Origin of the sequence: Pseudoxanthomonas sp. LjRoot143, assembly GCF_964252945.1 — a bacterium.
Lineage (GTDB): Bacteria > Pseudomonadota > Gammaproteobacteria > Xanthomonadales > Xanthomonadaceae > Pseudoxanthomonas_A.
Window position 1 is genome coordinate 4,128,955 of record NZ_CAXUPM020000001.1, and the last position, 25,892, is coordinate 4,154,846.

Sequence of the window (25,892 nt, forward strand, 5' to 3'; positions counted from 1 at the left end):
CGGGCCACATCCTGCTCCCGGAGCTTTCCATGCGCATCGCCTTGCTGGCCGCCGCATCCGCCCTCGCGCTCGCCGCTTGCGGCACCACGCCGTCGTCGTCTTCGTCGGCGTCGACCGCGACGACCGTCGTCCCCACCACCAGCACCGCCAGGCAGGCGGTCGCCGTGCTGGCCTCGGCATCCGGCAGCCTCGTCAGCGGCAGCGTCACCCTCACGCCGATGGGCAAGGGCCTGCACCTGACCGGTGAGATCGGGGGCCTGCCGGCCAACGGCACGCACGCCTTCCACATCCACGAGAAGGGCGATTGCAGTGCCGCCGACGCGAGCAGCGCGGGCCCGCACTTCAATCCGTTCAATGCCGCGCACGGCAAGGCGGGCAGTGGCGCGCACCATGCCGGCGACATGAACAACCTCACCGCCAACGCCGATGGCGTGGCCAAGGTCGATGCGCATCTCGAAGGCGTGACGCTGGGCGGCGGTGCCGTCAACGACGTGTCCGGCCGGGCGCTGATCGTGCACGCCGCGCCGGACGACTACGCCAGCCAGCCGGCCGGCAACGCCGGTGCACGCGTGGCGTGCGGCATCATCAAGGTCACGCAGTAACGCAGCGACGGGCGTCGGGCCGCCGGCCCGATGCCTCAGGCGTTCAGTGAGGCCCGTGCGTCCGTATTGCCGGGACAGTGCGCGAACGTCACCGGGATGCCGTGCGCTTCCAGCACGGCAGCGATCTGCTGCTGGCGCGCCTGGAAATGCAGGTAGGCGCGCTCCAGGCGCTCGTCGGTGGCCTCCTGCGACGCGTAGCGCGCACGCCAGGCGGGCGGTTCGAACAGCGCGATATGCACTTCGCCGCCTGCATAGCGCAGCAACGGTTCCGGCACCGCGTCCAGCCAGCATTCGTCCGCTGGCGCCATCAGCGCCGTCTCGATCACCGGCCACAGCGGCCCCAGGCCGCCGTGCTCGTACTGCATCGCCGTCATCGCCGCGAGGTCGTGCAGCGTCATGTAGCGTGCGTGTTCGATCTGCGCGCCGAACGCAGTCTGCGCCAGCAGCGCGGTATCGGCCTGGGCCATGCCGGTTTCGAGCAGCACGCTCTCAAGCCGTTCGCCCACGGCCTCGACCGTATGGTCATCGCCGCTGAGCAGGAAGGGCACCACACGCAGCAGGCCGCCGCGCAGGCCATCGTCCGCCTGCAAGGGCATCGGGATGTCACCGGTGTCGTCGGCGCCGAAGGCGATCAGCCGTGCGCCTTCGCCGCGTCCCGGCGCGCGCTGGTGCAATTCGCGCAGGCGCTGGTGCAGCGACCAGCCGGGCCGAAGCGCTTCGGCAGGATCGAAATGCGCCGCGGCGAGGACGAGATCCAGATCACGGACCTGCGGCGCATGCGTGGCGAGGTCGCGCCCCAGCTTTTCCGCCAACCCGCTCGCCTCCGCGGCGTGCAGCGCGGCGCGCTGCGGTGTGCTGCCGGCCGCCAGCTCGAGGGCGATCACGCCCATGACGACGGGGCTGGTTGTGGATCGAGTCATGTCAGCGGTTGGAGGCGGTGGAGGGGCGGATTACACTCCCCCATTATGCCTGCCGTACGCAGGCGCATCTTCACCCTCCCATCGTCGCCATCCGCACAGAGGTCCCCATGCCCGCTCCCCGTCCCGTCGCCATCCTCGGCGGCGTCCGCATTCCGTTCTGCCGCCAGAACACGGCCTACGCGGATGTGGGGAACCTGGGCATGTCGGTGCGTACGCTGGGCGCGCTGGTCGAGCGCTTCGGCCTGCACGGCCAGCAGCTGGGCGAAGTGGCGATGGGCGCAGTGATCAAGCATTCGTCCGACTGGAACCTGGGCCGCGAAGCCGCCTTGTCGTCCGGTTTGTCGCCGCTGACGCCGGGCATCACCCTGCAGCGTGCGTGCGGCACCAGCCTCGATACCATCATCCACATCGGCAACAAGATCGCGCTGGGCCAGATCGAGTCCGGCATCGGCGGCGGTTCCGATACCACCTCCGAAGTACCGATCGTCTACGGCAAGAAGCTGCGCGCGCGCCTGCTTGCGGCCAACCGTGCCAAGACCACGCAGGACAAGCTCAAGGCACTGGTCAGCGGCTTCAGGTTCGGCGAACTGAAGCCCGAGTTTCCCGGCGTGGCCGAGCCGCGCACCGGCAAGAGCATGGGCGACCACTGCGAGGACATGGCGAAGGAGTGGAGCATCTCGCGCGATTCGCAGGACGAACTCGCCGTCGCCTCGCACAAGAAGCTGGCCGCGGCCTACGAGCGCGGCTTCTTCGACGACCTGATCGCGCCGTTCCGCGGCCTGGAGCGCGACAACATCCTGCGTCCCGATACCTCGCTGGAAAAACTGGCGACGCTGAAGCCGGCGTTCGACAAGGTGTCCGGCCGCGGCACGCTGACCGCCGCCAACTCCACGCCGCTGACCGATGGTGCGGCCGCCGTGCTGCTCGCCAGCGACGAGTGGGCGAGGGCGCACGGCCACGAGCCGCTCGCCTATCTGAAGGATGCGCAGGTCTCCGCGGTCGACTTCGTGCATGGCGAAGGCCTGCTGATGGCGCCGACGGTCGCCGTGCCGGAAATGCTCAAGCGCCACGGGCTGACGCTGCAGGACTTCGACATCTACGAGATCCACGAAGCCTTCGCCGCGCAGGTGCTGTGCACGCTGCGCGCGTGGGAGAGCGAAGACTACTGCCGCAACCGCCTGGGCCTGGACGCGCCGCTGGGCAGGATCGATCCGGCCAAGATGAACCCCAACGGTTCCTCGCTGGCGACGGGCCATCCCTTCGCGGCCACCGGTGCGCGCATCGTCGCCACCGTCGCGAAGGAACTGAAGCAGCGCGGCGGCGGCCGTGCGCTGGTCTCCATCTGCACCGCCGGCGGCATGGGTGTGGTGGCGATCATCGAGCGGTAACGGGCAGCATCACTGTCCAGCATGGAGGCTGTATGGGGGTTCCAACATATGATCAGTTGATGCTCCCTCTGCTGAGACTAGCGGGAGCGCGTGCCGCAAGTGACCTTCCTACGGCAGAGAGGCTCTTGGCCGACGAGTTCGGACTGACGCCGGAAGAGCGTGCGACGATGCTGCCGAGCGGTCAACAGACTGCGCTCAGAAATCGAACCGGCTGGGCCAGCTTCTATCTGATGAAAGCCGGATTGTTGATCAAGCCGAAGCGCGGGTATTTCGAGATTACCGAGCGCGGAGGGAGCGTACTCGAGTCGCCACCGCCAAGTATCGACAAGGCATTTCTTGCAAGCTTCCCGGAATTCAGGGAATTCATAACGGGTGCCGCGACAGAACCGACGGGGCATGTTGAGAGCGCGCTTGGCTCCTCGGCCCAAGACCACGCTACACCCGATGAAGCGCTGCAGGGGGCTTATCAGCAGCTGCGCGGCGAGCTTGCCTCTCAAGTGCTTGAGCGCCTACTGCAGGTAAGTCCCGAGTTCTTCGAGCAGCTTGTTGTAGAGCTCCTCGTGGTCATGGGGTACGGTGGCTCCAGAAGGGACGCAGGGGAGCGCATCGGGAAATCCGGCGATGGCGGGATAGACGGAATAATCAAGGAAGATCGTCTTGGCTTGGACGTCATCTATATCCAAGCAAAGCGCTGGCAAGGAACAGTGGGGCGCCCCGAGATCCAGAAGTTTGTGGGGGCGTTACACGGTCAGCGTGCAAGAAAGGGTGTATTTATGACTACCAGTGCATTCTCGTCAGAAGCGAGAGACTACGTCTCGCATATCGACGTTAAGGTCGTTCTACTGGATGGCATCCAGATCGCCAATCTTATGATTGACCACGGTGTCGGCGTGACACCTGTGGCGACTTACGTGGTGAAACGGCTGGACTCAGACTACTTCGACGAAGCCTGATATCTCACGCTGCGAGAGCGATGCCCCGAGTGAGAAGGGATCCTGCCGTACCACAGTAAGTACACCTAGCGCGACGGCGTCTGCACCAGCGCACTGCCCACACCATGCCGATGGCCTTCGCTCACCGCGGTCACCGTGCCGTCCGCATTGAACACCAGCGCGTTCGCCGCGCCGATCTCCGCCGCCTGATCCGACCAGCGCTGTCCCATGCCGGCTAATGCCTTGGCCTGCGCACTTCCGACGAAGCCGGGCTCGACATCGGTGGCCGCACCGTTACGTTGCGATAGCCGCGGCGCGTCGATGGCCTGGTCCATCGGCAGGCCCAGGTCGACGTAGTTGACGATGGTCTGCAGCACCGTGGTGATGATGGTCGAGCCGCCGGGGCTGCCGATCGAGAACGCAGGCTTGCCGTCCTTCAGTGCGATCGTCGGGGTCATGCTGCTGCGCGGGCGTTTGCCGGCCTCGGGAATGTTCGGATGCGGCGCGGTGAAATCGAAGTCGGTCAGTTCGTTGTTGAGCAGGAAGCCGTAACCCGGCACCACCATGCCGCTGCCACCCCAGTCCTCGATGGTGAAAGTGTAGGCGACGACATTGCCGTCGCGGTCCGACACGGTGAGGTGCGTCGTATGCGCGCGCTCTGGCTGCAACGCACGCGACGCGGGACGCAGCGGACGACTGGGATCCTGCTGGAACGGATAGGGATCGCCGGCAGCGACAGAACCGGGAGTCGCTTGATCCACGTTGATCGATGCACGGCGCCGTGCCGCATAGTCCTTGCTGAGCAGACCCGCCACTGGCGCATCGACGTACTCGGGATCCGCAAGATAGGCATCGCGGTCCGCGAAGGCCAGGCGGCTGGCTTCGAGATACAGGTGCTCGACCTGTTCGCGCGGCAGCGTCTTCAGGTCGTAGCCTTCGAGGATGTTCAGTGCCTCGAACACGGTCACGCCGCCACTGCTCGGCAACGCCATCCCGTAGAGGTCGTAGCCGCGGTAGGTGGAATGCACCGGCAGGCGCAGGCGGGCTTCGTAGTTGGCCAGGTCGGCGAGCGTCATGCGGCTGCCGCGCACCGATATACCCGGAGCGCTCGGCGGTCGGTTGACCGTATCGACGATCGCGCGCGCCAACGGTCCTGCGTAGAACGCGTCCACGCCACCGTCCGCCAGCAGGCGATACGTGCGGGCGAGATCGGGATTGCGCAGCAGCGTGCCCGGCGCGATCGCCCTGCCGTCACGCAGATAAAGTGCCGCGGTCGCAGGGAAGCGGTTGAACTTGCGTTCGTTCTGGCTTACCAGAGACGAGAAGTTGGCATCGACGGTGAAGCCGTCTTCCGCCACGGTGATCGCCGGCGCCAGCACCTGTGCGAGCGACATCGTGCCGTAGCGCTGCAATGCCTCGTGCCAGCCGCGCACGGTGCCGGGCACGCCGACGGACAGACCACTGGCGACGGCGGTGTCGAAATCCATCTCTTTGCCGTCTTCGATGAAGAGCGTCGGCAGTGTGGCGGCCGGGGCCGTCTCGCGATGGTCGATCGTGATCACGCGACGATCCTTCGCGAGGTAGACCACCATGAAGCCGCCGCCGCCGATGCCGCAGCTGAAGGGGTCGGTCACGCCAAGCGTGGCGGCTGCGGCAACGGCGGCGTCGACCGCATTGCCGCCCTGGTCGAGGATCGCGATGGCGGACCTGGTCGCCTGTTCGCTGACCGTTGCGGCGGCGCCGCCTGTTCCCCTCGCCACGGGTGTCTTTGCCTGCGCGGCGGTGGTCATCAGGGCGAAGAGGAGCAACGAAACGCGCAGGAGTCGATTCATCGAACGTCACCACCGGGAGGCCCCCGGATTGTCACACGCGCCCCGGCTTGCGGTGAGCCAGTTGCGGGCGGTGGGATCATGGAATGGGTGCCGTCCAACCCCGCGGGGCCGTGCGGCCCGTTGGAGGTGTGACCGGCCCGATGGCCTTGCCCTTCCGCCTGGAGCTTTCATGCGCACCTACAGGACGTATCGAGTCGTTTCCTCCCTGGCTTTGTTGGCCTTGCTCACCTCATGCAGCAGGCATGAGATGGCGCCCGCCGAAGCGGATACCGCGGTGGCGTCCGCGCCGATGATGGCCGAAGCCGCCGATGCAGCGGCGGCCGCGGTGCCCCAGAAGAGTCTCGAACCGCCGGTACTGCGGGACCCCGGTGTCGATGCCTCGCAACTCGCTTCCGACGTGCTGGCGCAGACCGACCCGCAACGCCGCTTCATCCGCACCGCGATGGCGGACTTCCAGGTCAAGGACGTCTACCGCACCGCGCTGGCGATCGAGGACGAGGTGGCGAAGCAAGGCGGCTTCGTCGTCGACAACGACATCCAGGCGCAGGTGCAGCGCGTGCAGAGCCGGTCGATCGGCAACGGCAAGCGGCTGGAACTTTCCGAGTATCGCCTGCAGGGTGCGTTGACCGTGCGCGTACCCAGTGAGCGCACGCAGGCGTTCCTGCGTGCCATCGCGTCGCAGATGGAGTTCCTGGACCGGCGCAACTTCACCGCGCGTGACGCGCAGTTCGACCTGCTGCGTCAGCAGCTCGCGCGGCAACGTGCGCAGGACGAGCAGCGGGAACTCGGTGACGCAGTGCAGGCAGGCGACAAGCTCGGTGACAAGGCCGATGCCATCCAGGCGCGTGGCGCCGCGCGCACCAGCCGCGACGAAGCGCTGATCGCGCAGAAGGAATTCGAAGACCGCGTGGCGTTCAGTACCATCACGCTGTCGCTGCGGCAGGACGTGCAGGTACGCAAGGCCGAACGCGTGGACGTGGATGCGGTGTTCCGCGACAACGGCCCCGGCTTTTTCAGCCAGTTGGGGGACGCCCTGGCCGTTGGTTGGCGCGGCAGCCTGCAGGTTGCGGTGGCGCTGGCCGCGGTGTGGCCCCTGTGGCTGGTCGTGCTGGCTGTGGTGATCGGCTGGCGCCGTTGGCGCAGCAGGAAGCCGGCGGTCGGCTGACGTCAGCCCTTCAGGCGCGGCAGTCCATGCGCATCACGCTCCTCGACGACGGCCTCGTCGTGGATCGCCTGCTTGATGTCGCGGCCAGGGAGTCGCGCGGGCACCTCGCCGCGCGCGGCCTTCAGGGCGTTAGCGCGACACTGCTGGGCCGAGGCGGTATCGCCGGCTTCGTCGAAACCCACGGCCAGTTCTTCCCACGCCTCGGCACCTGCACCCTGGGCGACGGCGCGATGCAGGAAGTCCTGTGCCGCCGTCCACTGCCCCTGAAGGCGCGCGAGCCGTCCCAACGTCACCAGCAGGGCGGGACTGGCCGGGTGCGCCTGCAGCCAATGTTGCGCGCTGGCGCGGCGCGAATCGAGTTTGCCGACCGGCAGGCGGCCGTACAGCGCCACCAGGCCTTCGTCCCAGCGTGACTCCAGCGCCTGCTCGATGCTGCGCGTCGCCGCGTCTTCCCAATGCAATGCCGCGGCGCGCTCGGCGTAGGCGGCGACCACGGAAGGCTGGACGCGCAGGGGTTTGGTCAGGATCTCCCAGCGTTCGGCCAGCACGTTGGGATCGGACGCCTCATGCAGTGACTGCGTCGCCAGTCGGATCTCCAGTGCCTCGAATGCGGTCGGCGCCAAGGCCTGCTGTTGCTTCAGTGCGCCAAGCAGGCCGTACGCTTCGCCGGCCCGCGCGGTGCCGGCCAGCGCGTCGGCGCGCAGGACGAGGCCACGAGGCGGCAACGGCTGCACTTCGGCGGTATCCAGCACGATCAGCGCATCCTGCGGACGGCCGGCGTCAAGTGCGATCTGCGCCGCGGTGATCGCATGCGCATGCGGTGACCGCTCGCGCAACGCGGTCAGATGGCGCTGCACCGACGCTTCGTCACCTCGCTCCTGCGCCGCGCGCACCGCCGCGGCGCGTGCGATGCCGCCGACTTCATCATCGCTCGCGGCACGCTCCAGCAGTTTCTCGGCCTTCTGCCAGTGTCCTGCGTGCAGTGCTTCCAGGCCCTCGATGAGGCGCGCTCGCGCCTGCTTGCGGCGATGCCGGCCCCATGCGCGGAACGGCAGCGTCAGCAGGTTCCAGGCCAGCCATGCCAAACCACCGACGAGCAGCAGGGCCAGCGCCGCGCGCGGCACGTTCGTATGCACGTCGTACCCCGCGAAGCGGACGAAGACCTCGCCCAGGTCGCGGTCGGTGCCCGCCATCCACTGCGAGGCCAGCACACCGGCGAGCAGCAGCAACAACAGCACCACCACGGTACGGAACGGCTTCATGGCGAGACCTCCGGTGTTTCCACGGGTGCCGTCGGCTGCAGGCGCAGGCCCGCGTTCCGCAGCATGCGCAGTTGCTGGAGCGTGCTGCCCAGTTCGGTTGGCCGCGGCGGCGGCGACGTCGTCTGCAATGTGCGCAATTGCGCGTGAACCCCGCGTCGCTCCGGTGAATCGGGCCATAACCTGGGCAGCCATGCATCGATGCGCTGCAAGGCGGCGCGCCAGGCGGCATCGTCGCCGCGTTCCAGTGCGGCGCGTGCCAGGCTGATCTCGATCTGGAGCGCGGCATCGGCGGCGTTGCGGGCATCCGGCGCCACCAGCGTGGTGTCGCGCGTGGGACGGACATCGACCAGCGGTGCGAGCCAACGCTGCCACGCGGGACGCGACGGCAGGTCCGCCACCGCGGCGGGATCGCGCGGCAACCCCTGCAGCACCACGGCAAGGGCGTCCAGGCGCGCCATCGCATCCGCCTGAGGGCCAGCCCCCAACGCATCCACGGCGCCGCGCTCTTGGGCCAACGCCTGCTTCAGGTTGAGCAGGCGATGGTCGTCGATGCCGTCGAGCGCGCCCGCCGCCAGCGCATAGGCGCGGCGCGCGCCGGTGACGTCGTTGGCGATGTCCAGGCGTTGCGCCGCCTGCGAAAGCAGCAGTTCCACTTCATCCAGGCGCAGCGCCTGTGCGCCGTGGCGGGTGGGATCGGTGAGTTTGGCGACGCTTTCCTCGAGCAGCGCGCCGCGCTGGCCGAGGCCGAGCACTTCGTCGCGCAGTACGCGGTTGGTGGCCGCGGCATCGAGGAGCCGTTGCGCCTGCGCACGCTGGTCGCGGCGCAGCGCATCGGTACGCGATTCCAGTGCATCGAGACGCTGTTCCGCCGCCGACTGCGCCGTCTGCCGGTCCGCGTTGCGCGCCTGCCACCACGTCCAGCCGCGCCAGGCGCCGAGGCCAAGGGCGAGCAGCACCAGCACCGTCACCACGACGCGTGCGCGGTTGCCGGAGCGGGGTGGCGGGGAGGACAGGTCGTCGTTCACAGGTGTCCTTGGCGGCAGGGAAAAGCGTGATGTGCGCCGCAGATGCTACCGGATGCCGTTGAGGCGGGCGGTGCACGCCGCCTTCACCAGCTGCGCGGGGCGTGGCCCATCGGCGAGGACGACGCGGGCGAAACCGGCCTCGCGTGCGGCCTCCGCCAGGCGTTCGCTGGCGGCCACCACCGGCAACGCCCGGAAGCGGCCTGAGAGGCCATCGGGGAGTTGCGCCAGCACCTGGTGCAGCGCGCCGCCGCTGCTGAGCAACAGGCAGGCGGGCTTCTCCAGCCCGGCGAGCGCCTCGAGCGCACGGGCGCCCAGCGGGATGGAGGCGCGCCGGTACACCTCGGCGCGGAGCACGTGGGCGCCGCGCGCTTCCAGCGTGGGTACCAGCAGGTTGCGCCCGTCCGGCGCGGTGACGAAGCCGAGCGTGGTGCCGCGGAGATCCGCCAGCCCGGCCAGCGCCAAGAGGCCCTCGCTGTCCATTCGGGCCGGGAATGCGACGTCGTCGATGCCGGCGCGGCGCAGCGCGGCTGCGGTGCCGCTGCCCACCGCCAGCCATGACTGTCCAGGGCTGGACCGGAGCGGTTGAAGTGCGTGTGCAGCAGCGACGGCGGCGGGACTGGTGAACACCACGACAGGGCAGTCGAGCGCGGCGCGCAGGGCTTCGCGCGTGGCGTCGTCGTCGCATCGGGCGATGCGCCACGGCGACAGCGCCAGCAGTCCTGCGCCCTGGCGGCGGGCGGCACGTCGCAGCGCATCGTGGCCACCCTGGGGCCGCAGCGAGATGACGTACCATGCCGGCGGCGTTGGATGTCCCATGCGCGGATTATGAGTGATGAGCCCGGAAGAAGCCCTGCAGGAACTGCGTGACTACTGCCGCGGCATGCCGCCGGTGGCAGCGATGCACGTGGAGGTTGAGGGTCTCCATGGCGACGCCCTGCGGCTGACCGCACCGCTGTCGGCCAACGTCAACGACAAGGGCAATGCCTTCGGTGGCAGCCTGACTTCGCTGATGACCGTGGCCGGCTGGGGCCTGGTGACATTGAAGCTGCGGTTGGCGGGCCTCAAGGCGGAGGTCTACGTCGCCGACAGCCAGATCCGCTATCTCGCGCCGTTGTATGGCGACCTGGTCGCCGACGCGACCTTCGCCGACGGCCAGTCGCCGGACACCTTCATTGACACGCTGGTGCAGCGGGGCCGGGCGCGGATCCAGGTGGATGCCTGCGTGCGACTGCCTGAAGGTGGCATGGCCACCACGCTGAGCGGGCGCTTCGTCGCCATCGCGAAGCGGTAGCATGCGGGCCACGACCGGGGGAATGCCATGCGGATGATCGGGAAATTGCTGTTGGCGACGGGCCTGCTGCTCATGCTCGCCCCGGCGGTTGCGCAGAGCCGCATGCAACGCGGCAAGCTGCAGCCCATGCAGGATGCGTACGCTGCGGCGATCCGCTGGGGTGATTTCGAGACGGCTTGGCAGCTCGTCGATCCCGCCTACAAGGCCGCGCACCCGATGACCGAGCTGGAGTTCGAGCGCTATCAGCAGGTGCAGATCTCCGGCTACCGCGACATGACCACCAGCAGCGGCCCGGACGGCACCATCGAGCGGGCCATCGAACTTCGCGTCATCAACAAGCACACCATGGCCGAGCGCACGCTGCGCTACCGCGAGCGGTGGCGCTGGGACCCCGACGCCAAGCGCTGGTGGCTGGTGGTGGGGCTGCCGGACCTGTGGAACGGGGAATAGGCCGCCGACGCCGCGGCGGCGTCCTGTGCGACAATCGCCGCCCGCTCGAAGATCGCCAACCCCGTGAATTTCGAAGAAATCCTGGCTTTCGCCACCCGTTCTCCGTTCAACCAGATGCTGTCGCTGGCCCTCGTCGGCCTGACGGTGGCCATCATCTATACCGAAGTCGCACGCCTGTTCCGCGGCTACAAGACGTTGCGTCCGGCCGAGCTGACCCAACTGGTCAACAGTGAGAACGCCCTGGTCGTGGACCTGTCGGCGAGCAACGACTTCGAGAAGGGCCACATCGCCGGCAGCCGCAACGTGCTGCCAAGCAACTTCGACCCCGAGAACAAGCTGCTGGCCGGCGCCAAGTCCCAGCCCGTAGTGCTGGTCTGCCGCACCGGGCAGGCGTCCGGCGGCGCCGCCAAGCGGCTGAAGAAGGCCGGTTTCGAGAAGGTCTACTCGCTCGAGGGTGGCATCGCTGCCTGGCAGCAGGCGGACCTGCCGCTGGTCAAGGGCCGCTGATTCCCCGCTGGCCGCGGACCCGCCCTTGAACCGGGCCCCGCGTGCCGCCATGAGATAGTTTCCATTCACCTGCAATCCAGATTCCGGAGTCAAAGAAATGTCCGACGAGACCACCAACGGCGCGGTCGCGCCCGCCGCCGAAGCCGCTGGCCCCGCTTTCACTGTCGAGAAGATCTACGTCAAGGACGTTTCCTTCGAAGCCCCCGGCGCACCGGCCGTGTTCGCCGAGAACGTGCAGCCGGAGCTGCAGCTCAACCTGAACCAGCGCGTCCAGCGCTTGGGCGAGAACGCCTTCGAGGTCGTGCTCGGCGTGACCCTGACCTGCAAGGCCGGCGACAAGACCGCCTATGTGGCGGAAGTGCAGCAGGCCGGCATCTTCGGTCTGATCGGCCTCGAGCCGCAGGCCGTCGACGTGCTGCTCGGCACGCAGTGCCCGAACATCCTGTTCCCGTACGTGCGCCAGCTTGTCAGCGACCTGGTGCAGGCCGGCGGCTTCCCGCCGTTCTTCCTGCAGCCGATCAATTTCGAGGCGCTGTATGCCGAATCGCTGCGCCAGCGCGCCGCGCAGGGCGGCGATGCCGGCCTGGCCAACTCGGAACCGGTCGGCAACGCCTGATCGCCGATGCACGGTCCCGTCAGCGCGGCAACGCCGCACACAGGGGTGACGGATGTCTGACCCGAATCCCGTCGACGTGCTGAAGATCGCGGTGCTGGGCGCCGGGTCATGGGGTACTGCCCTGGCCGCGCTGATGGCGCGGCATGGGCACCAGGTGACGTTGTGGGGTCGCGACCCGGTGGTCGCGGCCGCCATCGACGGCCAGCACGAGAACACCCGCTACCTGCCCGGCATCCCGTTGCCGGACAGCCTGCGTGCCACCACCGATCTGGCCACGTCGCTTGCCGATGCGGACCAGGTGCTGGTGGTTGTACCGTCGCATGCCTTCACCGAGACGCTGAAAAAGCTGGCTCCCCTGCGTCCCGCCAAGGCTGGCGTGGCGTGGGCGACCAAAGGCTTCGAAACCGGCTCGGGTCGCTTCCTGCATGAGGTTGCCGAGGAGGTTCTTGGTCCTGACGTGCCGATTGCGGTGGTCACCGGCCCCTCGTTCGCCAAGGAAGTCGCATTGGGCCTGCCCACCGCTGTCACCGTGCACGGCGCCGATGCGAACTTCGCGCAAGCGGTGGCCGACGTGATGCATGGCCCGGCATTCCGCGCCTATACCGGCGACGACATGGTCGGTGCAGAACTCGGTGGCGCGATGAAGAACGTACTCGCCGTGGCGACCGGCGTGTCCGACGGCATGCAGCTCGGCCTCAACGCCCGCGCCGGCCTGATCACCCGTGGCCTCAACGAGATGCTGCGCCTGTCGGCCGCCATCGGCGCAAAACCGGAAACCCTGATGGGATTGGCCGGGCTCGGCGATCTGGTGCTGACCTGTACCGGTGACCTGTCGCGCAACCGGCGGTTGGGCCTGGCGCTCGGCCGTGGCCAGTCGCTGCAGGATGCCGTGCGCGAGATCGGCCAGGTGGTCGAGTCGGTGCAGACCGCCGACGAAGTCATGCGCCAGGCGGAACGCCACGGCATCGACCTGCCGATCTCCAGCGCGGTGCGTGCTGTTTTGCACGGTGATCTGACGCCCCGCGATGGCCTGCAACAGCTGCTCGCGCGCGAACAGAAACCGGAGTATCCGGAAACGCTGTTCAAGTAAGGCGTCCAGCAGGCAACAGGAAAAGCCCGGCCACGCCGGGTTTTTCTTTAGTCGTGCAAAGAAAAGCCCGGCCGTGGAGGCCGGGCTTTGGGGTGCGACGCGGGGAGAGAGGGGGACGCGTCGCGGGGAACGCTGTTGCGGATTACCAGCTGAAGCGCGGACCGACGAACCACTGGGTGTCACCGTCAGCGAACTTCACGTCTGCCGAGGCGCTCCAGTTCGGGGTGAACTTCACCTGCGCGCCAAGGCGGCCGTAGAAATCGCCGTCGTAGTCGCTGCCGCCGTCTTCGTAGCCGGCCAGCGCATAGCCATTCAAACGGTTGGTGATGAGCGCGCTGTTCACGCCCACTTCGACGCTGTAGCCGTCGGCGCTGAAGCTCGGCACGCGTACGCTGCCGGCGTTGAAGCTGTCGGTCTTCGCCTTTTCATACGCGACGCGGGTCAGCAGATCGACGCGCTGCGACAGCTCGTGGTTATAGCCGAGGCCGACGCGCCACTGGTCGAAATCGACGTTGATGTTTTCGATTTCCTGCGTGTTGTAGTCGGCGAAGACATGGAAGTTCGGATGCAGCGCAACGGAACCCTTCAGTGCCCAGCCATCGGCATCGGGGCCATCGATGTTCGTCGCGGTGTAGCCGCCTTCGACATAGTTGTAGGAAACGCCTTCCGCAGCGGACGCGGCGAAGGGAGCGGCAGCCAGCAGGGTGAGGGCAAGCAAGGACTTCTTCATGGGGCGTGTTTCTCTCTTTTTGTTGTGTGTCCGTCGCTTCGGAAGTGACGGTGGACGCAGTATCCGCTTCACCTCACAACACCTCCTGAATATAAAACTGACCGGTACATAAATTGAGTGCCGGCATCGGGAACTTCGTGACTTGTGCGACATGGCGCATCGCGGATCGGCGCTGCATGTCCGCTTCGAATGACCTCGTACGAAGAGGAGGAACAAGCGGAAGGATTTCGCAGCGCAGTGGTACGCGCAGGTTTTTTCGGAGCGCCAGGAGGCACGCGATGATGGAAGAACGGGGTGGTGAGCAGGGGCAGGTGTCGGGCGATACAGGGATGATCGATTCGGCGGACGCACTGCAACTGGATGAAGCGCGCTGGGACGCTGTTGTGGCGACGTTGCCACCGCTCGTTCGCGCACGCGCGCGGAACGGCGTACGCACACGCGCGTTCCTTGAGGCTGTACTGTGGATCGCCGTGACGCGGCAACCCTGGGGCCGCCTCCCGACAGCGTGGGGTCCGTGGCATAGCGTCTACGTCAGATTCACGCGCTGGGCCCAAAGCGGCCTGTGGGACGAGGTGATCGCGTCACTGCAAGCGCATGCCGATGTCGCCGACCCCTTGCGACGGCTTGTCAGCGACTACCTTCTCTCACGACATCCCGCATCCATTGCGCGTCGTGCCGGACCACGATTTACGCCCTTCTGAAGGCCCGTTGCTTCCAGGCGGTACAGCCGACGCGACGCTGGCTATCCATGGCAACGATGGGGAGCAGCGTCCTTGCCACTGGACCCGCCGCGGGCCGGGCGATGCGCCCAACGTCGTGAAGCGCACGGAGTGCGCGCTCTGAGTGCACGCGACCCAGCCACCACTATCTGCTGGTGGCTGTGTTCGCGTGTCGACTACTCATTCAGCCGTCGTCGCCGTCACGGGCGTCGGGCGACTGGCGCGCGACGATGCTGGTTGCGGTCAGGTCGCCGGTGACATTGCCGGTGGTAGCGAACACGTCGGGGATGGTATCCACCGCAAGCAAAAGGCCGAGTGGTTCGATCGGCAGTCCCATGGACTGGGTCACCGGCATGACCGTCGCCATGAAGCTCACCTGGCCTGGCAGGCCGATCGAGCCAAGGCTGATCACCACGGCCAGCGCAGCTCCGGCAGCCAACGTCACCGCGTTGACTTCGATTCCGTAGGCCCAGGCGACGAAACATGCCGCGACGATGTACTGGATTGGGCTGGTGATGCGGAACAACGTCACCGCCATCGGCAGCACCAGCGCGGCGACTGCTCGCGGATGTCCGAGGCGGAAGCGGGCGCTCTCCACCATCGCAGGCAACGAGGCCAGCGAAGACTGCGTGCTGGCGGCCACGATCTGCGCAGGCAGGATCGCCTTGGCGAAAGCGAGCGGGGATTGGCGCGCGAACACCGCTACCAGCACATAACAGATGAGGGTCGCGCCGAGGTACATCCCGCACTGCAGCGCGATGTATCCCGCCAGCGCGCCGATCACGCCGATGCCCGCCTGCGCACAGACGGCGAGCACCAGTGCAAACACGCCGATTGGTGCGGCCAGCAGCATCCAGCGCACGATCACAATCATGGTGTCCGCAATGCCGTGGCAGAAGCCGATGATCTGCGTGCGACGGTCTTCCTGCACGCGTGTAAGGGCGAATCCGAAGAACAAGGCGAACACGACTACCGGCAACATCGCTCCCTGCGCGGCCGCCATGATGGCGTTGCTCGGCACGATCGAGCCGATCCAGTCGGCAAGTCCGGGCGTGACGACCTCACCGGACGTCGGCAGCGTGCCGTGCAGCGTGGCCGTCAGTGCTTCGCTGGGCGGCACCATCGCCAACACCAGCGGTGCGACGATGGCTGCATAGGCGGCGAACAGCGACAGCAGAGAGATGAATACCACCATCGCCCGACGCGCGACGCGGCCGGACGCGGCGGCATCGCTGGCGGTCGCGACGCCGAGGATCACCAGCGACAACACCAGCGGCACGACCGTCATCTGCAGGCCGCTGAGCCAGAGTTTGCCGATGGGCTGGGCGATGGCGACTGCGGTGGCCGCACTCGTCGGCGACCAGTGGGCCAGCGCCAGGCCGACGATTGCGCCGGCAGCGAGACCGAGGAGAACGCGCGCGGTGGCGCCCGGCCACCTCATGGCGCCGTCTCCGGCAACTGCCATTCGCGGGTAAGGCGGGCGTACTCGGCACGGGGCAGCAGCACGAAGACCGGGCGCGCGTCGGGACGCAGCCAGGCCAGTACGTCGTCCATCGTCCCCGCCGCCATCGCGGTGCAACCCGCCGTCGGCTCGCCCGGGGTGCGCCACAGGTGCGCGAAGATGCAACTGCCGGCCCGCGGTGTTGCATTCGGGTTGTGGCCGATCACCAGGCCTTCGCGATAACGGACATCGCCATTGTTATGCAGGTCCAGTCGCATGGGTTCTGTCGATCCCTTTGCGGCGTCCTTGCCTTCGTCGCGCGTATCGATGATGCGGTTGTACAGCGGCGAATCCGGAACATCGATGCAGTAGCTGGTCGCCTGCATCGCGCGGTAGGGCATGGCGGTGTCGGCCTTGGCCGCATAGCCGAAGGCTTCACCCAGGGCGAACACGCCTGCCGGGGCGCGTCCATCGCCTTCCTGCTTCTGCGGTCCTTGCGACTGTTCGGGATGCAGGCCCAGTCCCCATGCCGCGCCATTCCGTCCGACCGAGATCGCTGCTGCTGTCGCTACTGCCTGCCAGCGTCCGTCGCGGATCTCGTAGCGCTGCAGCGTGCCCGTCGTGGCATCCCACCCATCGGTCACCACCAGTACGAGTTGGCGCGCATCGCGCCATGAGTGGGAGGCGGGTGCCGGCTGCTCGGCTGCGATCGCATGGATGCTGCCGGTGAGCAGGACGGCGGCCAGGGCGAGTGAACGGGAGAGGTGCGGCAACGACGGTATGGGCATCACGACTCCAGCAGATGATGGATGCGTTCGAGATTGATGGCGAGCTGGCGGTTGCGGTCCGGATTGGTCTGGCATAGCAGTACGAAGACGAAATCCAGCAACGATTGCAGCGATGAGCGGTACAGCAGCTGTTCCACGTGCGGCGCGGGGTCGTGTGCCGAGATGACCAGCGCCGCATCCGCGTGCGCACGCAACGGATTGGCGGTATGGCGGGTGATGGAAATGACCTTGCCTTCGCAAGCCTGGAACTGGCGGCTGACCTGCGACAGCTCGGGGAGCTTGCCGAACTCGGAGAACATCAGCAGCACATCGCCGGGGCGCGCTGCCGACAGGTTGGCCATCATCAGGATGGGATCGGCGTGGTGCACCGTCAGCAGGCCCAGCAGCGACAGCCGCATGGCGAACTCGCGCGCGAACAGGCCGTCGTCGCCCAGCCCGCAGACGAACACCTTGTCCGCCTTGTCGATCATCTGGACGATGGGCTCGATGTGCGTGCGCGGATTGAGGCTGCGGGTTTCTTCCTCGGCGGCCATCTTGCTGCGGCGCAGGCTGTCCTGCAGTTGCCCATAGGCATCCGCGGCATCGTCCTTAGTCGCGTCCGGCGGCAACACTTGGCCGTTGCCGTTGCGGGCGACGGCTTCGCCGATGGTGTACTTGAGGTCCGGGTACCCCTTGAAGCCGAACTTCTGCGCGAACTTGACCACGCTCGACTGGCTGATGCCCAGCGCGCTGGCGAGCTGCTGCGAGGAGTAGTCGCGCAGCAGGTGCGCGTTGTCGAGGATGAAGTCGGCGATGCGGCGTTCGATGGCCGACATCTGATCGCGTTCGGAGCGGATCTTCACCAGGGGCGTTGTCATGGCATGAGTGTGATGGCGGTGGACGGTGCTGACAACGGGCCATCGCCACCGGGCTCAGCCCGGCAGCAGTTCCAGGCCACGGATCTCGCGGATACCCAGGCCGGGCGCCTCGGTAATCGTGATTTCCGACTCGTTGAAGATCACGCCGCCTTCGACCGGGTTGAACTGCCCCAGCGACGGGCCGTCCAGGTCCACCTTGGTGATGACGTTGGCCTTCGCCGCAGCCACGTGCACGGCAGCCGCCACGCTGATGCTGGTCTCGATCATGCAGCCGATCATGCATTCCACGCCGTACAGCGAGGCGATGTCGGCGATGCGGATGGCGTTGGAGATGCCGCCGGTCTTCATCAGCTTGATGTTGATGATGTCCGCGGCGCGCATCTTGATCAGGTCGATCACCTCGGTCGGGCCGAACACGCTTTCGTCCGCCATGACCGGCGTGTGCACGCGGTCAGTGACGTACTTCAGGCCGTCCAGGTCGCGCGCCTTGACCGGTTGCTCCAGCAATTCCAGTACGACGCCCGCGTCTTCCAGATGCTGCATGGCGAACACCGCCTGCTTTGCGGTCCAGCCCTGGTTGGCGTCCAGGCGCAGCAGCGCACGGCCCTCGACGGCGGAATAGATGGCCTTCACTCGTTCGATGTCCAGGCCGATGTCCTTGCCGACCTTGATCTTCAATGACTCGAAGCCGCGCTCTACCGCGCTGATCGAGTCGGCCACCATCTTGTCGATGTAGTCCACGCTGATGGTGATGTCGGTGGTGATGACGGGGTCGCCGCCGCCGAGCATCTTGTACAGCGGCGCGTCGTAGAGCTGCGCCCACAGGTCGTAGACCGCGATCTCGACCGCCGCCTTGGCGCTGGTATTGCGCTCGAGCGCCGTCTGGATGAGGTCGGTGATGCGGTTGAGGTTGGCGACGTCCTGGCCGATCAGCCGGGGCCGGATGAACTTGCCGATGGCCTCGACGATCGAGCCGTGCGTGTCGCCGGTGATGACGGCCGTGGCCGGCGCCTCGCCGTAGCCGACGTGGCCAGTGTCGGTCTTCACGATCACCACGATGTCTTCCACCGTGTCGACGGTGCGCAGCGCGGTCTTGAACGGTGTCTTCAGCGGCACGCGCAGCATGCCGAAGGTGATGTCGGTGATCTTCATGGAGCCCCTTGGGGACGGATGCGCTGGATGGCGGTGATGCGGTCAACGGTGGACTGCTCGCTGTTGAACAGCAAGGGTTCCAGCGGCGTGACGGCCACTGAATTGAGGGTGGTGCGGACGACCTTGCCGTCGGCGCCGCGGTAGGTGATGCCGGTGGTGTCGTGGATGGTGTAGGTGGTGCCGTTGTCGTGGCCGATCACCATCATCACGTGGCCCGGGATGTAGACCAGATCGCCGACCTGCAACGTGCGCAGCACGGCCAGGCGCTTCTCGTGGCTGTCGCCGGCGTCGAAGCCGATGCGCTCCAGTGCCGGGCTGACGGCCTGCGCGCTGGTGTTGCGCGGCAGGACGATGCCCATGCTCTGGTAGACCTCCGACACGAAACCGCTGCAATCGCGGCTGTCGTAGCCGTGGCCCCAGCCGTAGCGCTCGCCGAGGAACTTGAAGCTCTGGCGGAGCAGGTTGGCTGCGGTATACGGCAGGTAATCCGATGCGACGTCGGCGGTGCGCGGCAGCAAGGCCGGCAGCAGGGCGAGCGCGCCGTCGGCACGGCGCGCCGGCAGTTGGATGACGTGCGAGGTGTAGGGGTGTTGCCCGTTCACCACTTTGTCGGCCGGCCAGTCGGCCAGCACCGGGACCCGGACACCCATGTCCAGCTGCAGCGCCGAGATGCCGGCCTCCTCCGGGTTGTAAACGGTACGCACGGTGGCGCCGGTCACCACCAGGGCGGACGTGCCCGCGCCGTAGCCGAGCACCGTGTCGCGGGCACCTTCGCCGACGAACCGCTTTTCTATCCACGCGGCGTACCGCGGGCTCACCACGAAGTACCAGTCGCCGTCGGCGCTGGTGTGCGCGATGACCACCGGCGAACCCGGGAACAGCGCGCTTTCCTGGAAGCGGTCGATGTCCGTATCGCCCTGGCTGCTGAAGACGCGCTGGCGGGTCGGAAAGGTACGGAGGTCGGCGCGGTGCACCACCAGCCCGTAGCGTGCGGGGGCGGTGGCGGCGACCGCGTCCACAGCGGCATTGGCGATGATGGCAGCCAGCTGCGGCTTCGTGATCTCAACGCCCCGCTCGTCGTACAGCGTACGGGTCGGAGGAGCGGACAGCGGGTCCAGCCAGCCGCGAACCTGCGCGCGCGTGAGATCCGGGGGCAGGTTCTGCAGCACATGGAGATGCCGGTCGCTCTGCCACATGCGGTCGTTCTGCGCCGCCACGCCGGCGCCGTTGAGCAGCGGCCGGTCCGGCTCGGCGAGACGCCGGACCCAGTCGTCGGCCTGGAGGTGCCGGTCTTGCACGCCGATGACGGCATGGGCGGGAACAGGCAGCGGGTCGCGCGCCAGAGCGGGCATGCCGGTGGCAAGCAGGCTCAGCAGGGCGAGGGCTTTCAGGCGCCCCCCCGGCCCGGTGCGTCCGCCCGTGAGTCGCCGGGCCAAAGGCCGATACGGCATCGATGCGTTCATCCACTCCCCTCTATCAGACCCATCCACCCGGCAACCATGACGCCATGCCGGGGACGGTTTCCACAAGAATATTTATTTCTTCCGATATAAAAATCAAGAATAAATTATTGACCCTTGTGTTCATGCCGTGTTACACAGCCGTGACCAGTCGGCGTGGGGATGTACGACGTGGATGCCAGCAGGAGCCAGCACGTGGTGACAGAACGCGGCAGGCGCACCCGGCGCCGGCTGGCCGCGTGGCTGTCGCTGTGCGGGTGGCCGATGGTACTCCCGGTGACGGGCCTGGCAGAGGCCGGTGACCCGCTCTCCGCCATCGTCGCCGACATCGACCGTGGACGCTTCCAGAGCGCGGAAGCCGCCATCGCCCGTGCGCTGGCCGCGTCCGATGCGGCGGCCGCAGACCGAGAAGCCTTGTTGTTCCAGCGCGAACGCATGCGCCGCATCCGCCTCGATTTCACCCTCGACGCCGACGCCGTGCGCGAACGGCTCCGCACGCACGTGCCGGATCTTGGCGAGGACGAGTTCCAGCGCTGGGACAGCGCCGGGCTGATCGAGCGGCTGGATATCGACGGTGAGCCGCGCTACTTCAGCCGGTCGGTGTCGAACCTGTTCCGCCTGAGTCCGGAGGCCGCCGCTCGCCGTGCGCCGCCGGTGCGGGCCTTCGTGCAAGGCCCTTACGAGGCGCTGCACCGCCATCATCGCGACGTGGTGCAGGTCGCCAAAGCCACCGGCGCGACCAGCGTGCTGCCGCGTCGCGTGCGCATCACCCACACCCTTAGCGTGAAACCCGACGCCGTGCCGGCGGGGGAGACCGTGCGCGCCTGGCTGCCGTATCCGCGTGCCATCGCGGGCCAGCAGGAAGCCATCGCACTGGTGGCCAGCCAGCCGGGCCGTCCGCAGGTGGCGCCGGAACGCGCGCTGCAGCGCACGGCCTATTTCGAGCAGGCGGCGGTCGCCGGCGTACCGACGACCTTCTCGGTGACGTACGAGGTGACGATGCACGCGCGCCGCGTGGCGATGGATCCCGACCGTGTAGTGCCCGCGACGGCCACGCCGGAACTCGCTGCCTTCCTCGCCGAGCGCGCCCCGCATGTCGTCTTCAGCGACGACCTGCGCCGCTTCAGCGAGCAGATCGTGGGCGACGAGAAGAACCCGTACCGCATCGCCCAGAAACTGTTTGCCGCCGTGGACCGCATTCCGTGGGCCGGCGCGCGCGAGTACTCCACGATCAGCAACATCAGCGACTACGCCTTCCGCGCCGGCCATGCCGACTGCGGACAGCAGACGCTGCTGCTGATCACGCTGCTGCGCATGAACGGCATTCCCGCGCGCTGGCAGTCGGGCTGGGCCTACTCGGAAGACGTGGAAGGCCACGACACCATGCACGACTGGGGTGCGCTGTACCTCGCACCTTACGGCTGGGTGCCGATGGACGTGACCACCGGCCAGTTGGCATCGGACGACCCGGCGCTGCGCTGGTTCTACCTCGGTGGGCTGGATGCGTATCGCGTGGCGTTCAACGACGACTACTCGCGCGAGTTCATCCCCGCCAAGCAGCACGTGCGCTCCGAAACCGTGGACCTGCAGCGCGGCGAAGTCGAATGGAAGGGCGGCAACCTCTACTTCGACCAATGGGACTACACGTTCGAATGGACCATGCTGCCGCGGGATGGGCGCGGCTGACACCACCACACGTTTCTACCAACATCTTTAGCAGGAGAGAGCGGGGATGAAAGGCAAGGTTCTGAAGAAGGCGGCACTGGGCATCGCCCTGGGCGCATGCATGGCCACGATGGCGCCGCTGGCGATGGCGCAGAGCGCGACCGGCGCGGTCGCGGGTCGCGCCAGCGCGGGCGATCAGATCACGATCACTAATACCGCGACGGGCGCCACCCGCACCGTCACGGTGGAAGGCAACGGCAGCTACCGCCTGACCCAGCTGCCTATCGGCGAGTACCGCCTGCAGGTGAAGCGCGACGGCGCCGATGTAGGCGATGCCGTCGGCGTCAACGTGTCGCTGGGCGGTACGACCACGGTCAACCTCGGTGCCGACGGTGGCGTGGTGAACCTAAACGCCGTGCAGGTGGTGGGGTCGCGGGTGATCAACCGGGTGGACGTACGCTCGACGGAGTCGGCCACCAACATCAACCGCGAGGAACTCGCGCGAATTCCGGTCGACCAGAGCCTGACATCGGTGGCGCTGCTCGCACCCGGCGTGATCTCCGGCAACTCGTCGCTGGGTGGCATCTCGTTCGGCGGCTCTTCGATCGCCGAGAACTCGGTGTTCATCAATGGCCTCAACGTCACCGACTTCTACCGGAGGCAGAGCTTCTCGAGTGCGCCGTTTGGCTTCTTCCAGGAGTTCCAGGTCAAGACCGGCGGCTACTCGGTGGAATTCGGCCGCAGCACGGGCGGTGTGATCAACGCAGTCACGCGCCGCGGCACCAACGAGTTCCAGGGCGGCATCCAGTCGACCTTAGAGCCCGCCGCGTGGCGTTCCACGGCGGACGACCACTACTACGCCGATGGCAGCACCAATGTGCTGTCCAGTCATGACCGCCAGTCCTGGATGAAGAACAATGTCTGGGCATCAGGGCCGGTGGTGAAGGACAAGTTGTTCCTGTTCGCGATGTTCGAGCAGCGCGACAACGACGCGAGCTATACGAATGCGCTGGGCAGCAGCTGGAGCAAGAACGAATCCGGCAACGGGTTCTGGGGCGTCAAGATGGACTGGCAGATCAATGACGACCATCTGCTGGAGCTGCTGGCCTTCTCGGACGAGGGCGAGGCCGAAGTCGACACCTATGGCTACACCTTCGCCACCGCCACCAAGGGCGCGTACGTCGGCAAGAGCACGGCCGAGAGCGGCGGCAAGAATGGATCGGTCACCTACACCGGCCACTTCGGCGACAACTTCACCGCCAAGGCGATGTACGGGATCAACCGTACCCAGGCGCTGGTCTACTCGTCCGCCGACGAACTGTGCTCACAGGTGATCATCGGCACGACCTACAACGCGGCCTACACCGCCATGGGTCGCCCGCCGGTTTCATGCCACCCGAGCACCAGCACGTCGGTCGTCGACCATCACGACGAGCGCAAGGTGGGTCGATTGGACTTCGAATGGACGCTGGGCGATCACCTGCTCCGTTTCGGCATCGATCGCGAGGAGATGAATACCGAACGCTTCACGTCCTACCCGGGTCCGACCGGCATGCGCTACACCGTGACCGCGCAGAACCCCGGCGACACGCTGTCCAACGGCGGCATCGTGCCGGCGGGCGTCAGCGCCGTCATCACCGGGCGCGAACGGTCCGACGGTGGCGCGTTCGATACCAAGGCGAGCGCGTTCTATGTGGAAGACATCTGGAGCGTGACGCCGAACCTGCTGCTGAACCTCGGCCTGCGCCTGGATACGTTCGAGAACATGGATGCGGTCGGCAACACCTTCATCGAGCAGGACAACCTGTTCTCGCCTCGTCTGGGCTTCTCCTGGGACATGAAGGGCGACGGCAGCACCAAGCTGTTCGGCAATCTGGGGCGCTACTACCTGCCTATCCCCAGCATCATCAACTACAACTTCGCAGGCGGCCTCACCGACGAGTACACCTACTACGCACTGGATGGCTGGCGTGCCGAAACCAACCCGATCACCGGCGCGTCGTACATGGCGCCCGTGATCGGGGCGCAGATCGGCCCGGTGGACCAGTCGATGAACGTCGTCGTGAACGACACGCGACAAAGCGTCGATCGCGACCTGGATGCGGTGTACCAGGACGAGGCGATCGTCGGCTTCCAGACCATGATCAACCAGGCGTGGTCGTGGGGCATCAATGCCACCTATCGACGCATGACAAACGACCTGGGCGATGCGCGCATCAACGCACTGTGCGGCGTGAGGCACGGCACGATCTGGCCGATCATCAATCCTGGCGAATCGCTGACGCTGTGGGGCACCACCGACATGGGGTGCGCCCAGGATGGCTGGGTCACCATCGATACCTCGAAAGAAGGCTACATCACGGTCGGCAGCAACCGCATCGTGGGCTACTCCAAACCCAAGCGCACCTACAAGGCGGTCGAGTTCCAGATCGACCGCGCGTGGGACGACAAGTGGGCGTTCAACGCGTCGTACCTGTGGTCGAAGTCCGAAGGCAACCACGAGGGACCGGTCAACTCGGATACCAACTACGGCGACACCGGCATGACCCAGCACTGGGATCACCCGGCCAACAACGATCGCTATGGCGTGCTGTTCAACGATCACGAGCACCAGATCAAACTGCGTGCCAGTTACAAGTTCAACGAGATGTGGTCGGTCGGCGGCACGTTCACCGCGCTGTCCGGCGGTCCGATCACCGCCTTCGGCGTCACCTGGCCGGGCGAGAACCTGGCCGTGGCCAGCTACACCAGCACGGGTAGCGGTGGCGGCACGGGCTGGCTGTGCGTCCAGAACTGCTCCGGAAACTGGGCCGATCGCGTCTATCAGCGGACCGAGCGCGGTGCATTCGGTCGCATGCCATGGACCTACAACCTCGGTGCCAACGTCACGTGGACCTTGCCGGTGGAAGGCATCGACCTGAAGGCGCGCTTCTCGGTCTACAACCTGCTCAACGATCAGGAGGTCGTCAACGTGAGTGCGCGCTACGAAGGTCAGCCCGGCCAGATGCGCTCCACCTTCGGCACCGGCACCCGCTGGCAGTCCCCGCGTTACGCCCAACTGGTGGTGACCTGGAATTTCTGATCACGGCCGCAGGTTCGGGCTTTTGATTTCTCCGGTGGCCTGCCGTTCGCGGCAGGCCTTTCTTTGTCCATGTGGCGCGCCTTCCCGAGGCGCTCCGTGCTATTCCTGTCTCCAGCTCCATCGCGAGGTCCTGTCATGACGATGCTTTTCCGCCCGCTGCGTCGCTCCGCCATCCTGCTGACGCTGGTCATGTTGCTGGGCGCCTGCGCCCACTCCGCACCACGCAATCCGCTCGCCACCTGGGTGCCGTCGAAGAACTTCGATGAGCGTCGGCCGGTGGTCATCGTGCTGCACTACACCGAACAGGATTCGGTGGAGCAGTCGCTGGATACCCTTCGCAGCCGCAATAGCGGCGGACGCGTCAGTTCGCATTACCTGCTCGGCAAGGACGGCAAGATCTACCAGCTGGTCAGCGACACGCAGCGCGCCTGGCACGCGGGCGCCGGAAGCTGGGGCGCGATCACCGATGTCAACAACGCGTCCATCGGCATCGAGATCGACAACGACGGCAAGAGCGCGTTTCCTGATGCGCAGATCGACAGCCTGATCGTGCTGCTGCGCGACCTGACGCAGCGTCTGCGTATTCCGCCGACTCAGGTCATCGGCCATTCGGATCTGGCGCCGACGCGCAAGATCGATCCGGGCCCGCTGTTCCCCTGGAAGCGTCTGGCGGACGCCGGCTTCGGCGTGTGGCCGACCGAGGGTGCCGGCGATCCGCCGCCCGGCTTCGATCCGTGGCTGGCGCTGCGGGCGATCGGTTACTCCACCGACAATCGCCCCGATACGGTGCGTGCTTTCCATCATCGCTTTCGCGGCATGGAAGGGTCGGAACTGGACGCCGAAGACCTGCGCATCCTGCATGCGTTGACCGCTCTACCTGCCACGTCACCGTGACGGGCAGGAATATTCAAGTCAGTT

At 66.8% G+C, this 25,892-nt stretch carries 24 protein-coding genes; 13 read left to right on the top strand and 11 right to left on the bottom strand.

Features of this window, described 5'->3' with window-relative positions:
- Nucleotides 1-29 precede the first annotated feature (29 nt).
- Complete coding sequence (locus ACSQ1W_RS19850; RefSeq protein WP_436045691.1) at nt 30-602, top strand: superoxide dismutase family protein; 573 nt, start codon at nt 30-32, stop codon at nt 600-602.
- 35 nt (nt 603-637) lie between these two features.
- Here ACSQ1W_RS19850 and ACSQ1W_RS19855 read toward each other — a convergent pair whose 3' ends face one another.
- A complete protein-coding gene (locus tag ACSQ1W_RS19855) occupies nt 638-1,522 on the bottom strand; it encodes a hypothetical protein (protein WP_436045693.1) in 885 nt (294 codons plus the stop codon).
- A 107-nt stretch (nt 1,523-1,629) separates the two neighbouring features.
- Between ACSQ1W_RS19855 and ACSQ1W_RS19860 the strand changes: the two genes are divergently transcribed.
- Nucleotides 1,630-2,910: an acetyl-CoA C-acetyltransferase gene (locus ACSQ1W_RS19860; RefSeq protein WP_436045695.1), complete on the top strand. Its 1,281-nt coding sequence runs from the start codon at nt 1,630-1,632 to the stop codon at nt 2,908-2,910.
- A 59-nt stretch (nt 2,911-2,969) separates the two neighbouring features.
- Nucleotides 2,970-3,863: a restriction endonuclease gene (locus ACSQ1W_RS19865; protein WP_436045696.1), complete on the top strand. Its 894-nt coding sequence runs from the start codon at nt 2,970-2,972 to the stop codon at nt 3,861-3,863.
- A gap of 65 nt (nt 3,864-3,928) precedes the next feature.
- Here ACSQ1W_RS19865 and ggt read toward each other — a convergent pair whose 3' ends face one another.
- Nucleotides 3,929-5,674 carry a gamma-glutamyltransferase gene (ggt, locus tag ACSQ1W_RS19870; protein WP_436045698.1) on the bottom strand — a complete coding sequence of 582 codons (1,746 nt, stop codon included), beginning with the start codon at nt 5,672-5,674 and terminating at the stop codon, nt 3,929-3,931.
- 247 nt (nt 5,675-5,921) lie between these two features.
- Between ggt and ACSQ1W_RS19875 the strand changes: the two genes are divergently transcribed.
- The gene (locus ACSQ1W_RS19875) at nt 5,922-6,839 is read left to right on the top strand and encodes a DUF4349 domain-containing protein (RefSeq protein WP_436045700.1); all 918 of its coding nucleotides are present in this window, start codon (nt 5,922-5,924) and stop codon (nt 6,837-6,839) included.
- A 2-nt stretch (nt 6,840-6,841) separates the two neighbouring features.
- Here ACSQ1W_RS19875 and ACSQ1W_RS19880 read toward each other — a convergent pair whose 3' ends face one another.
- From ACSQ1W_RS19880 to ACSQ1W_RS19890, 3 genes are read right to left on the bottom strand one after another with little or no spacing between them, the layout of a single operon-like run.
- A complete protein-coding gene (locus tag ACSQ1W_RS19880) occupies nt 6,842-8,101 on the bottom strand; it encodes a heme biosynthesis protein HemY (protein ID WP_436045701.1) in 1,260 nt (419 codons plus the stop codon).
- Nucleotides 8,098-9,126, bottom strand: coding sequence for a uroporphyrinogen-III C-methyltransferase (locus tag ACSQ1W_RS19885; RefSeq protein ID WP_436045703.1), 1,029 nt, complete (start codon nt 9,124-9,126; stop codon nt 8,098-8,100). The genes ACSQ1W_RS19880 and ACSQ1W_RS19885 overlap by 4 nt, the downstream gene beginning before the upstream one ends.
- Nucleotides 9,127-9,171: 45 nt before the next feature.
- Entirely contained in the window at nt 9,172-9,942 is a 771-nt protein-coding gene (locus tag ACSQ1W_RS19890) for a uroporphyrinogen-III synthase (RefSeq protein ID WP_436045704.1), read from the bottom strand.
- A 16-nt stretch (nt 9,943-9,958) separates the two neighbouring features.
- Between ACSQ1W_RS19890 and ACSQ1W_RS19895 the strand changes: the two genes are divergently transcribed.
- The 5 genes from ACSQ1W_RS19895 to ACSQ1W_RS19915 all read left to right on the top strand — a co-directional run bounded on the left by ACSQ1W_RS19895 (nt 9,959) and on the right by ACSQ1W_RS19915 (nt 13,080).
- Nucleotides 9,959-10,417 (top strand): YiiD C-terminal domain-containing protein, encoded by a 459-nt coding sequence (locus ACSQ1W_RS19895; protein WP_436045705.1) that lies wholly within the window; start codon nt 9,959-9,961, stop codon nt 10,415-10,417.
- Between the two features lie 27 nt (nt 10,418-10,444).
- Nucleotides 10,445-10,867: a hypothetical protein gene (locus tag ACSQ1W_RS19900; protein ID WP_436045707.1), complete on the top strand. Its 423-nt coding sequence runs from the start codon at nt 10,445-10,447 to the stop codon at nt 10,865-10,867.
- A gap of 63 nt (nt 10,868-10,930) precedes the next feature.
- Nucleotides 10,931-11,374: a rhodanese-like domain-containing protein gene (locus ACSQ1W_RS19905; protein ID WP_192274218.1), complete on the top strand. Its 444-nt coding sequence runs from the start codon at nt 10,931-10,933 to the stop codon at nt 11,372-11,374.
- A 97-nt stretch (nt 11,375-11,471) separates the two neighbouring features.
- A complete protein-coding gene (gene secB, locus ACSQ1W_RS19910) occupies nt 11,472-11,990 on the top strand; it encodes a protein-export chaperone SecB (RefSeq protein WP_192274219.1) in 519 nt (172 codons plus the stop codon).
- 52 nt (nt 11,991-12,042) lie between these two features.
- The gene (locus ACSQ1W_RS19915; RefSeq protein WP_436045709.1) at nt 12,043-13,080 is read left to right on the top strand and encodes an NAD(P)H-dependent glycerol-3-phosphate dehydrogenase; all 1,038 of its coding nucleotides are present in this window, start codon (nt 12,043-12,045) and stop codon (nt 13,078-13,080) included.
- A 142-nt stretch (nt 13,081-13,222) separates the two neighbouring features.
- On the opposite strand, the gene ACSQ1W_RS19920 is transcribed toward ACSQ1W_RS19915, so the two are convergent.
- Nucleotides 13,223-13,810: an outer membrane beta-barrel protein gene (locus tag ACSQ1W_RS19920; RefSeq protein ID WP_192274221.1), complete on the bottom strand. Its 588-nt coding sequence runs from the start codon at nt 13,808-13,810 to the stop codon at nt 13,223-13,225.
- Nucleotides 13,811-14,088: 278 nt separating this feature from the next.
- Here ACSQ1W_RS19920 and ACSQ1W_RS19925 point away from each other — a divergent pair, with 278 nt between their 5' ends.
- Complete coding sequence (locus ACSQ1W_RS19925; protein WP_436045711.1) at nt 14,089-14,511, top strand: transposase; 423 nt, start codon at nt 14,089-14,091, stop codon at nt 14,509-14,511.
- 202 nt (nt 14,512-14,713) lie between these two features.
- On the opposite strand, the gene ACSQ1W_RS19930 is transcribed toward ACSQ1W_RS19925, so the two are convergent.
- Genes ACSQ1W_RS19930 through ACSQ1W_RS19950 form a run of 5 tightly spaced genes read right to left on the bottom strand, consistent with a single transcriptional unit; the run spans nt 14,714 to nt 20,230 of the window.
- Nucleotides 14,714-15,970 (bottom strand): dicarboxylate/amino acid:cation symporter, encoded by a 1,257-nt coding sequence (locus tag ACSQ1W_RS19930; protein WP_436045712.1) that lies wholly within the window; start codon nt 15,968-15,970, stop codon nt 14,714-14,716.
- The gene (locus ACSQ1W_RS19935; RefSeq protein WP_436045714.1) at nt 15,967-16,758 is read right to left on the bottom strand and encodes a L,D-transpeptidase family protein; all 792 of its coding nucleotides are present in this window, start codon (nt 16,756-16,758) and stop codon (nt 15,967-15,969) included. Before ACSQ1W_RS19935 ends, ACSQ1W_RS19930 begins: the two co-directional genes overlap by 4 nt.
- Complete coding sequence (locus tag ACSQ1W_RS19940; RefSeq protein ID WP_436045715.1) at nt 16,758-17,615, bottom strand: MurR/RpiR family transcriptional regulator; 858 nt, start codon at nt 17,613-17,615, stop codon at nt 16,758-16,760. Before ACSQ1W_RS19940 ends, ACSQ1W_RS19935 begins: the two co-directional genes overlap by 1 nt.
- A gap of 54 nt (nt 17,616-17,669) precedes the next feature.
- Nucleotides 17,670-18,767 (bottom strand): dipeptide epimerase, encoded by a 1,098-nt coding sequence (locus ACSQ1W_RS19945; RefSeq protein WP_192274226.1) that lies wholly within the window; start codon nt 18,765-18,767, stop codon nt 17,670-17,672.
- Complete coding sequence (locus ACSQ1W_RS19950) at nt 18,764-20,230, bottom strand: SH3 domain-containing protein (protein WP_436045718.1); 1,467 nt, start codon at nt 20,228-20,230, stop codon at nt 18,764-18,766. The genes ACSQ1W_RS19945 and ACSQ1W_RS19950 overlap by 4 nt, the downstream gene beginning before the upstream one ends.
- A gap of 261 nt (nt 20,231-20,491) precedes the next feature.
- On the opposite strand from ACSQ1W_RS19950, the gene ACSQ1W_RS19955 reads away from it, so the two are divergent.
- The 3 genes from ACSQ1W_RS19955 (at nt 20,492) to ACSQ1W_RS19965 (ending at nt 25,868) form a co-directional block, all read left to right on the top strand.
- Nucleotides 20,492-21,913, top strand: a complete 1,422-nt coding sequence (locus tag ACSQ1W_RS19955) for a transglutaminase-like domain-containing protein (protein ID WP_436046258.1) — start codon at nt 20,492-20,494, stop codon at nt 21,911-21,913.
- A gap of 46 nt (nt 21,914-21,959) precedes the next feature.
- Entirely contained in the window at nt 21,960-24,974 is a 3,015-nt protein-coding gene (locus ACSQ1W_RS19960; protein WP_436045719.1) for a TonB-dependent receptor, read from the top strand.
- A 135-nt stretch (nt 24,975-25,109) separates the two neighbouring features.
- Complete coding sequence (locus ACSQ1W_RS19965; protein ID WP_436045720.1) at nt 25,110-25,868, top strand: N-acetylmuramoyl-L-alanine amidase; 759 nt, start codon at nt 25,110-25,112, stop codon at nt 25,866-25,868.
- The last annotated feature ends 24 nt before the right edge of the window (nt 25,869-25,892 follow it).

Excerpts from the sequence above, each read along its gene's own strand:
- ACSQ1W_RS19925 (WP_436045711.1), top strand. The coding sequence starts at position 14,089 with ATGATGGAAGAACGGGGTGGTGAGCAGGGGCAGGTGTCGGGCGATACA.
- ACSQ1W_RS19880 (WP_436045701.1), bottom strand. The coding sequence starts at position 8,101 with ATGAAGCCGTTCCGTACCGTGGTGGTGCTGTTGTTGCTGCTGCTCGCC.
- ACSQ1W_RS19960 (WP_436045719.1), top strand. The coding sequence starts at position 21,960 with ATGAAAGGCAAGGTTCTGAAGAAGGCGGCACTGGGCATCGCCCTGGGC.
- ACSQ1W_RS19860 (WP_436045695.1), top strand. The coding sequence starts at position 1,630 with ATGCCCGCTCCCCGTCCCGTCGCCATCCTCGGCGGCGTCCGCATTCCG.
- ACSQ1W_RS19965 (WP_436045720.1), top strand. The coding sequence starts at position 25,110 with ATGACGATGCTTTTCCGCCCGCTGCGTCGCTCCGCCATCCTGCTGACG.
- ACSQ1W_RS19890 (WP_436045704.1), bottom strand. The coding sequence starts at position 9,942 with ATGGGACATCCAACGCCGCCGGCATGGTACGTCATCTCGCTGCGGCCC.
- ACSQ1W_RS19935 (WP_436045714.1), bottom strand. The coding sequence starts at position 16,758 with ATGCCCATACCGTCGTTGCCGCACCTCTCCCGTTCACTCGCCCTGGCC.
- ACSQ1W_RS19950 (WP_436045718.1), bottom strand. The coding sequence starts at position 20,230 with ATGAACGCATCGATGCCGTATCGGCCTTTGGCCCGGCGACTCACGGGC.
- ggt (WP_436045698.1), bottom strand. The coding sequence starts at position 5,674 with ATGAATCGACTCCTGCGCGTTTCGTTGCTCCTCTTCGCCCTGATGACC.
- ACSQ1W_RS19945 (WP_192274226.1), bottom strand. The coding sequence starts at position 18,767 with ATGAAGATCACCGACATCACCTTCGGCATGCTGCGCGTGCCGCTGAAG.
- ACSQ1W_RS19930 (WP_436045712.1), bottom strand. The coding sequence starts at position 15,970 with ATGAGGTGGCCGGGCGCCACCGCGCGCGTTCTCCTCGGTCTCGCTGCC.
- ACSQ1W_RS19850 (WP_436045691.1), top strand. The coding sequence starts at position 30 with ATGCGCATCGCCTTGCTGGCCGCCGCATCCGCCCTCGCGCTCGCCGCT.
- ACSQ1W_RS19915 (WP_436045709.1), top strand. The coding sequence starts at position 12,043 with ATGTCTGACCCGAATCCCGTCGACGTGCTGAAGATCGCGGTGCTGGGC.
- ACSQ1W_RS19865 (WP_436045696.1), top strand. The coding sequence starts at position 2,970 with ATGCTCCCTCTGCTGAGACTAGCGGGAGCGCGTGCCGCAAGTGACCTT.
- ACSQ1W_RS19875 (WP_436045700.1), top strand. The coding sequence starts at position 5,922 with ATGGCGCCCGCCGAAGCGGATACCGCGGTGGCGTCCGCGCCGATGATG.
- secB (WP_192274219.1), top strand. The coding sequence starts at position 11,472 with ATGTCCGACGAGACCACCAACGGCGCGGTCGCGCCCGCCGCCGAAGCC.
- ACSQ1W_RS19955 (WP_436046258.1), top strand. The coding sequence starts at position 20,492 with ATGGTACTCCCGGTGACGGGCCTGGCAGAGGCCGGTGACCCGCTCTCC.
- ACSQ1W_RS19895 (WP_436045705.1), top strand. The coding sequence starts at position 9,959 with ATGAGCCCGGAAGAAGCCCTGCAGGAACTGCGTGACTACTGCCGCGGC.
- ACSQ1W_RS19920 (WP_192274221.1), bottom strand. The coding sequence starts at position 13,810 with ATGAAGAAGTCCTTGCTTGCCCTCACCCTGCTGGCTGCCGCTCCCTTC.
- ACSQ1W_RS19900 (WP_436045707.1), top strand. The coding sequence starts at position 10,445 with ATGCGGATGATCGGGAAATTGCTGTTGGCGACGGGCCTGCTGCTCATG.
- ACSQ1W_RS19855 (WP_436045693.1), bottom strand. The coding sequence starts at position 1,522 with ATGACTCGATCCACAACCAGCCCCGTCGTCATGGGCGTGATCGCCCTC.
- ACSQ1W_RS19940 (WP_436045715.1), bottom strand. The coding sequence starts at position 17,615 with ATGACAACGCCCCTGGTGAAGATCCGCTCCGAACGCGATCAGATGTCG.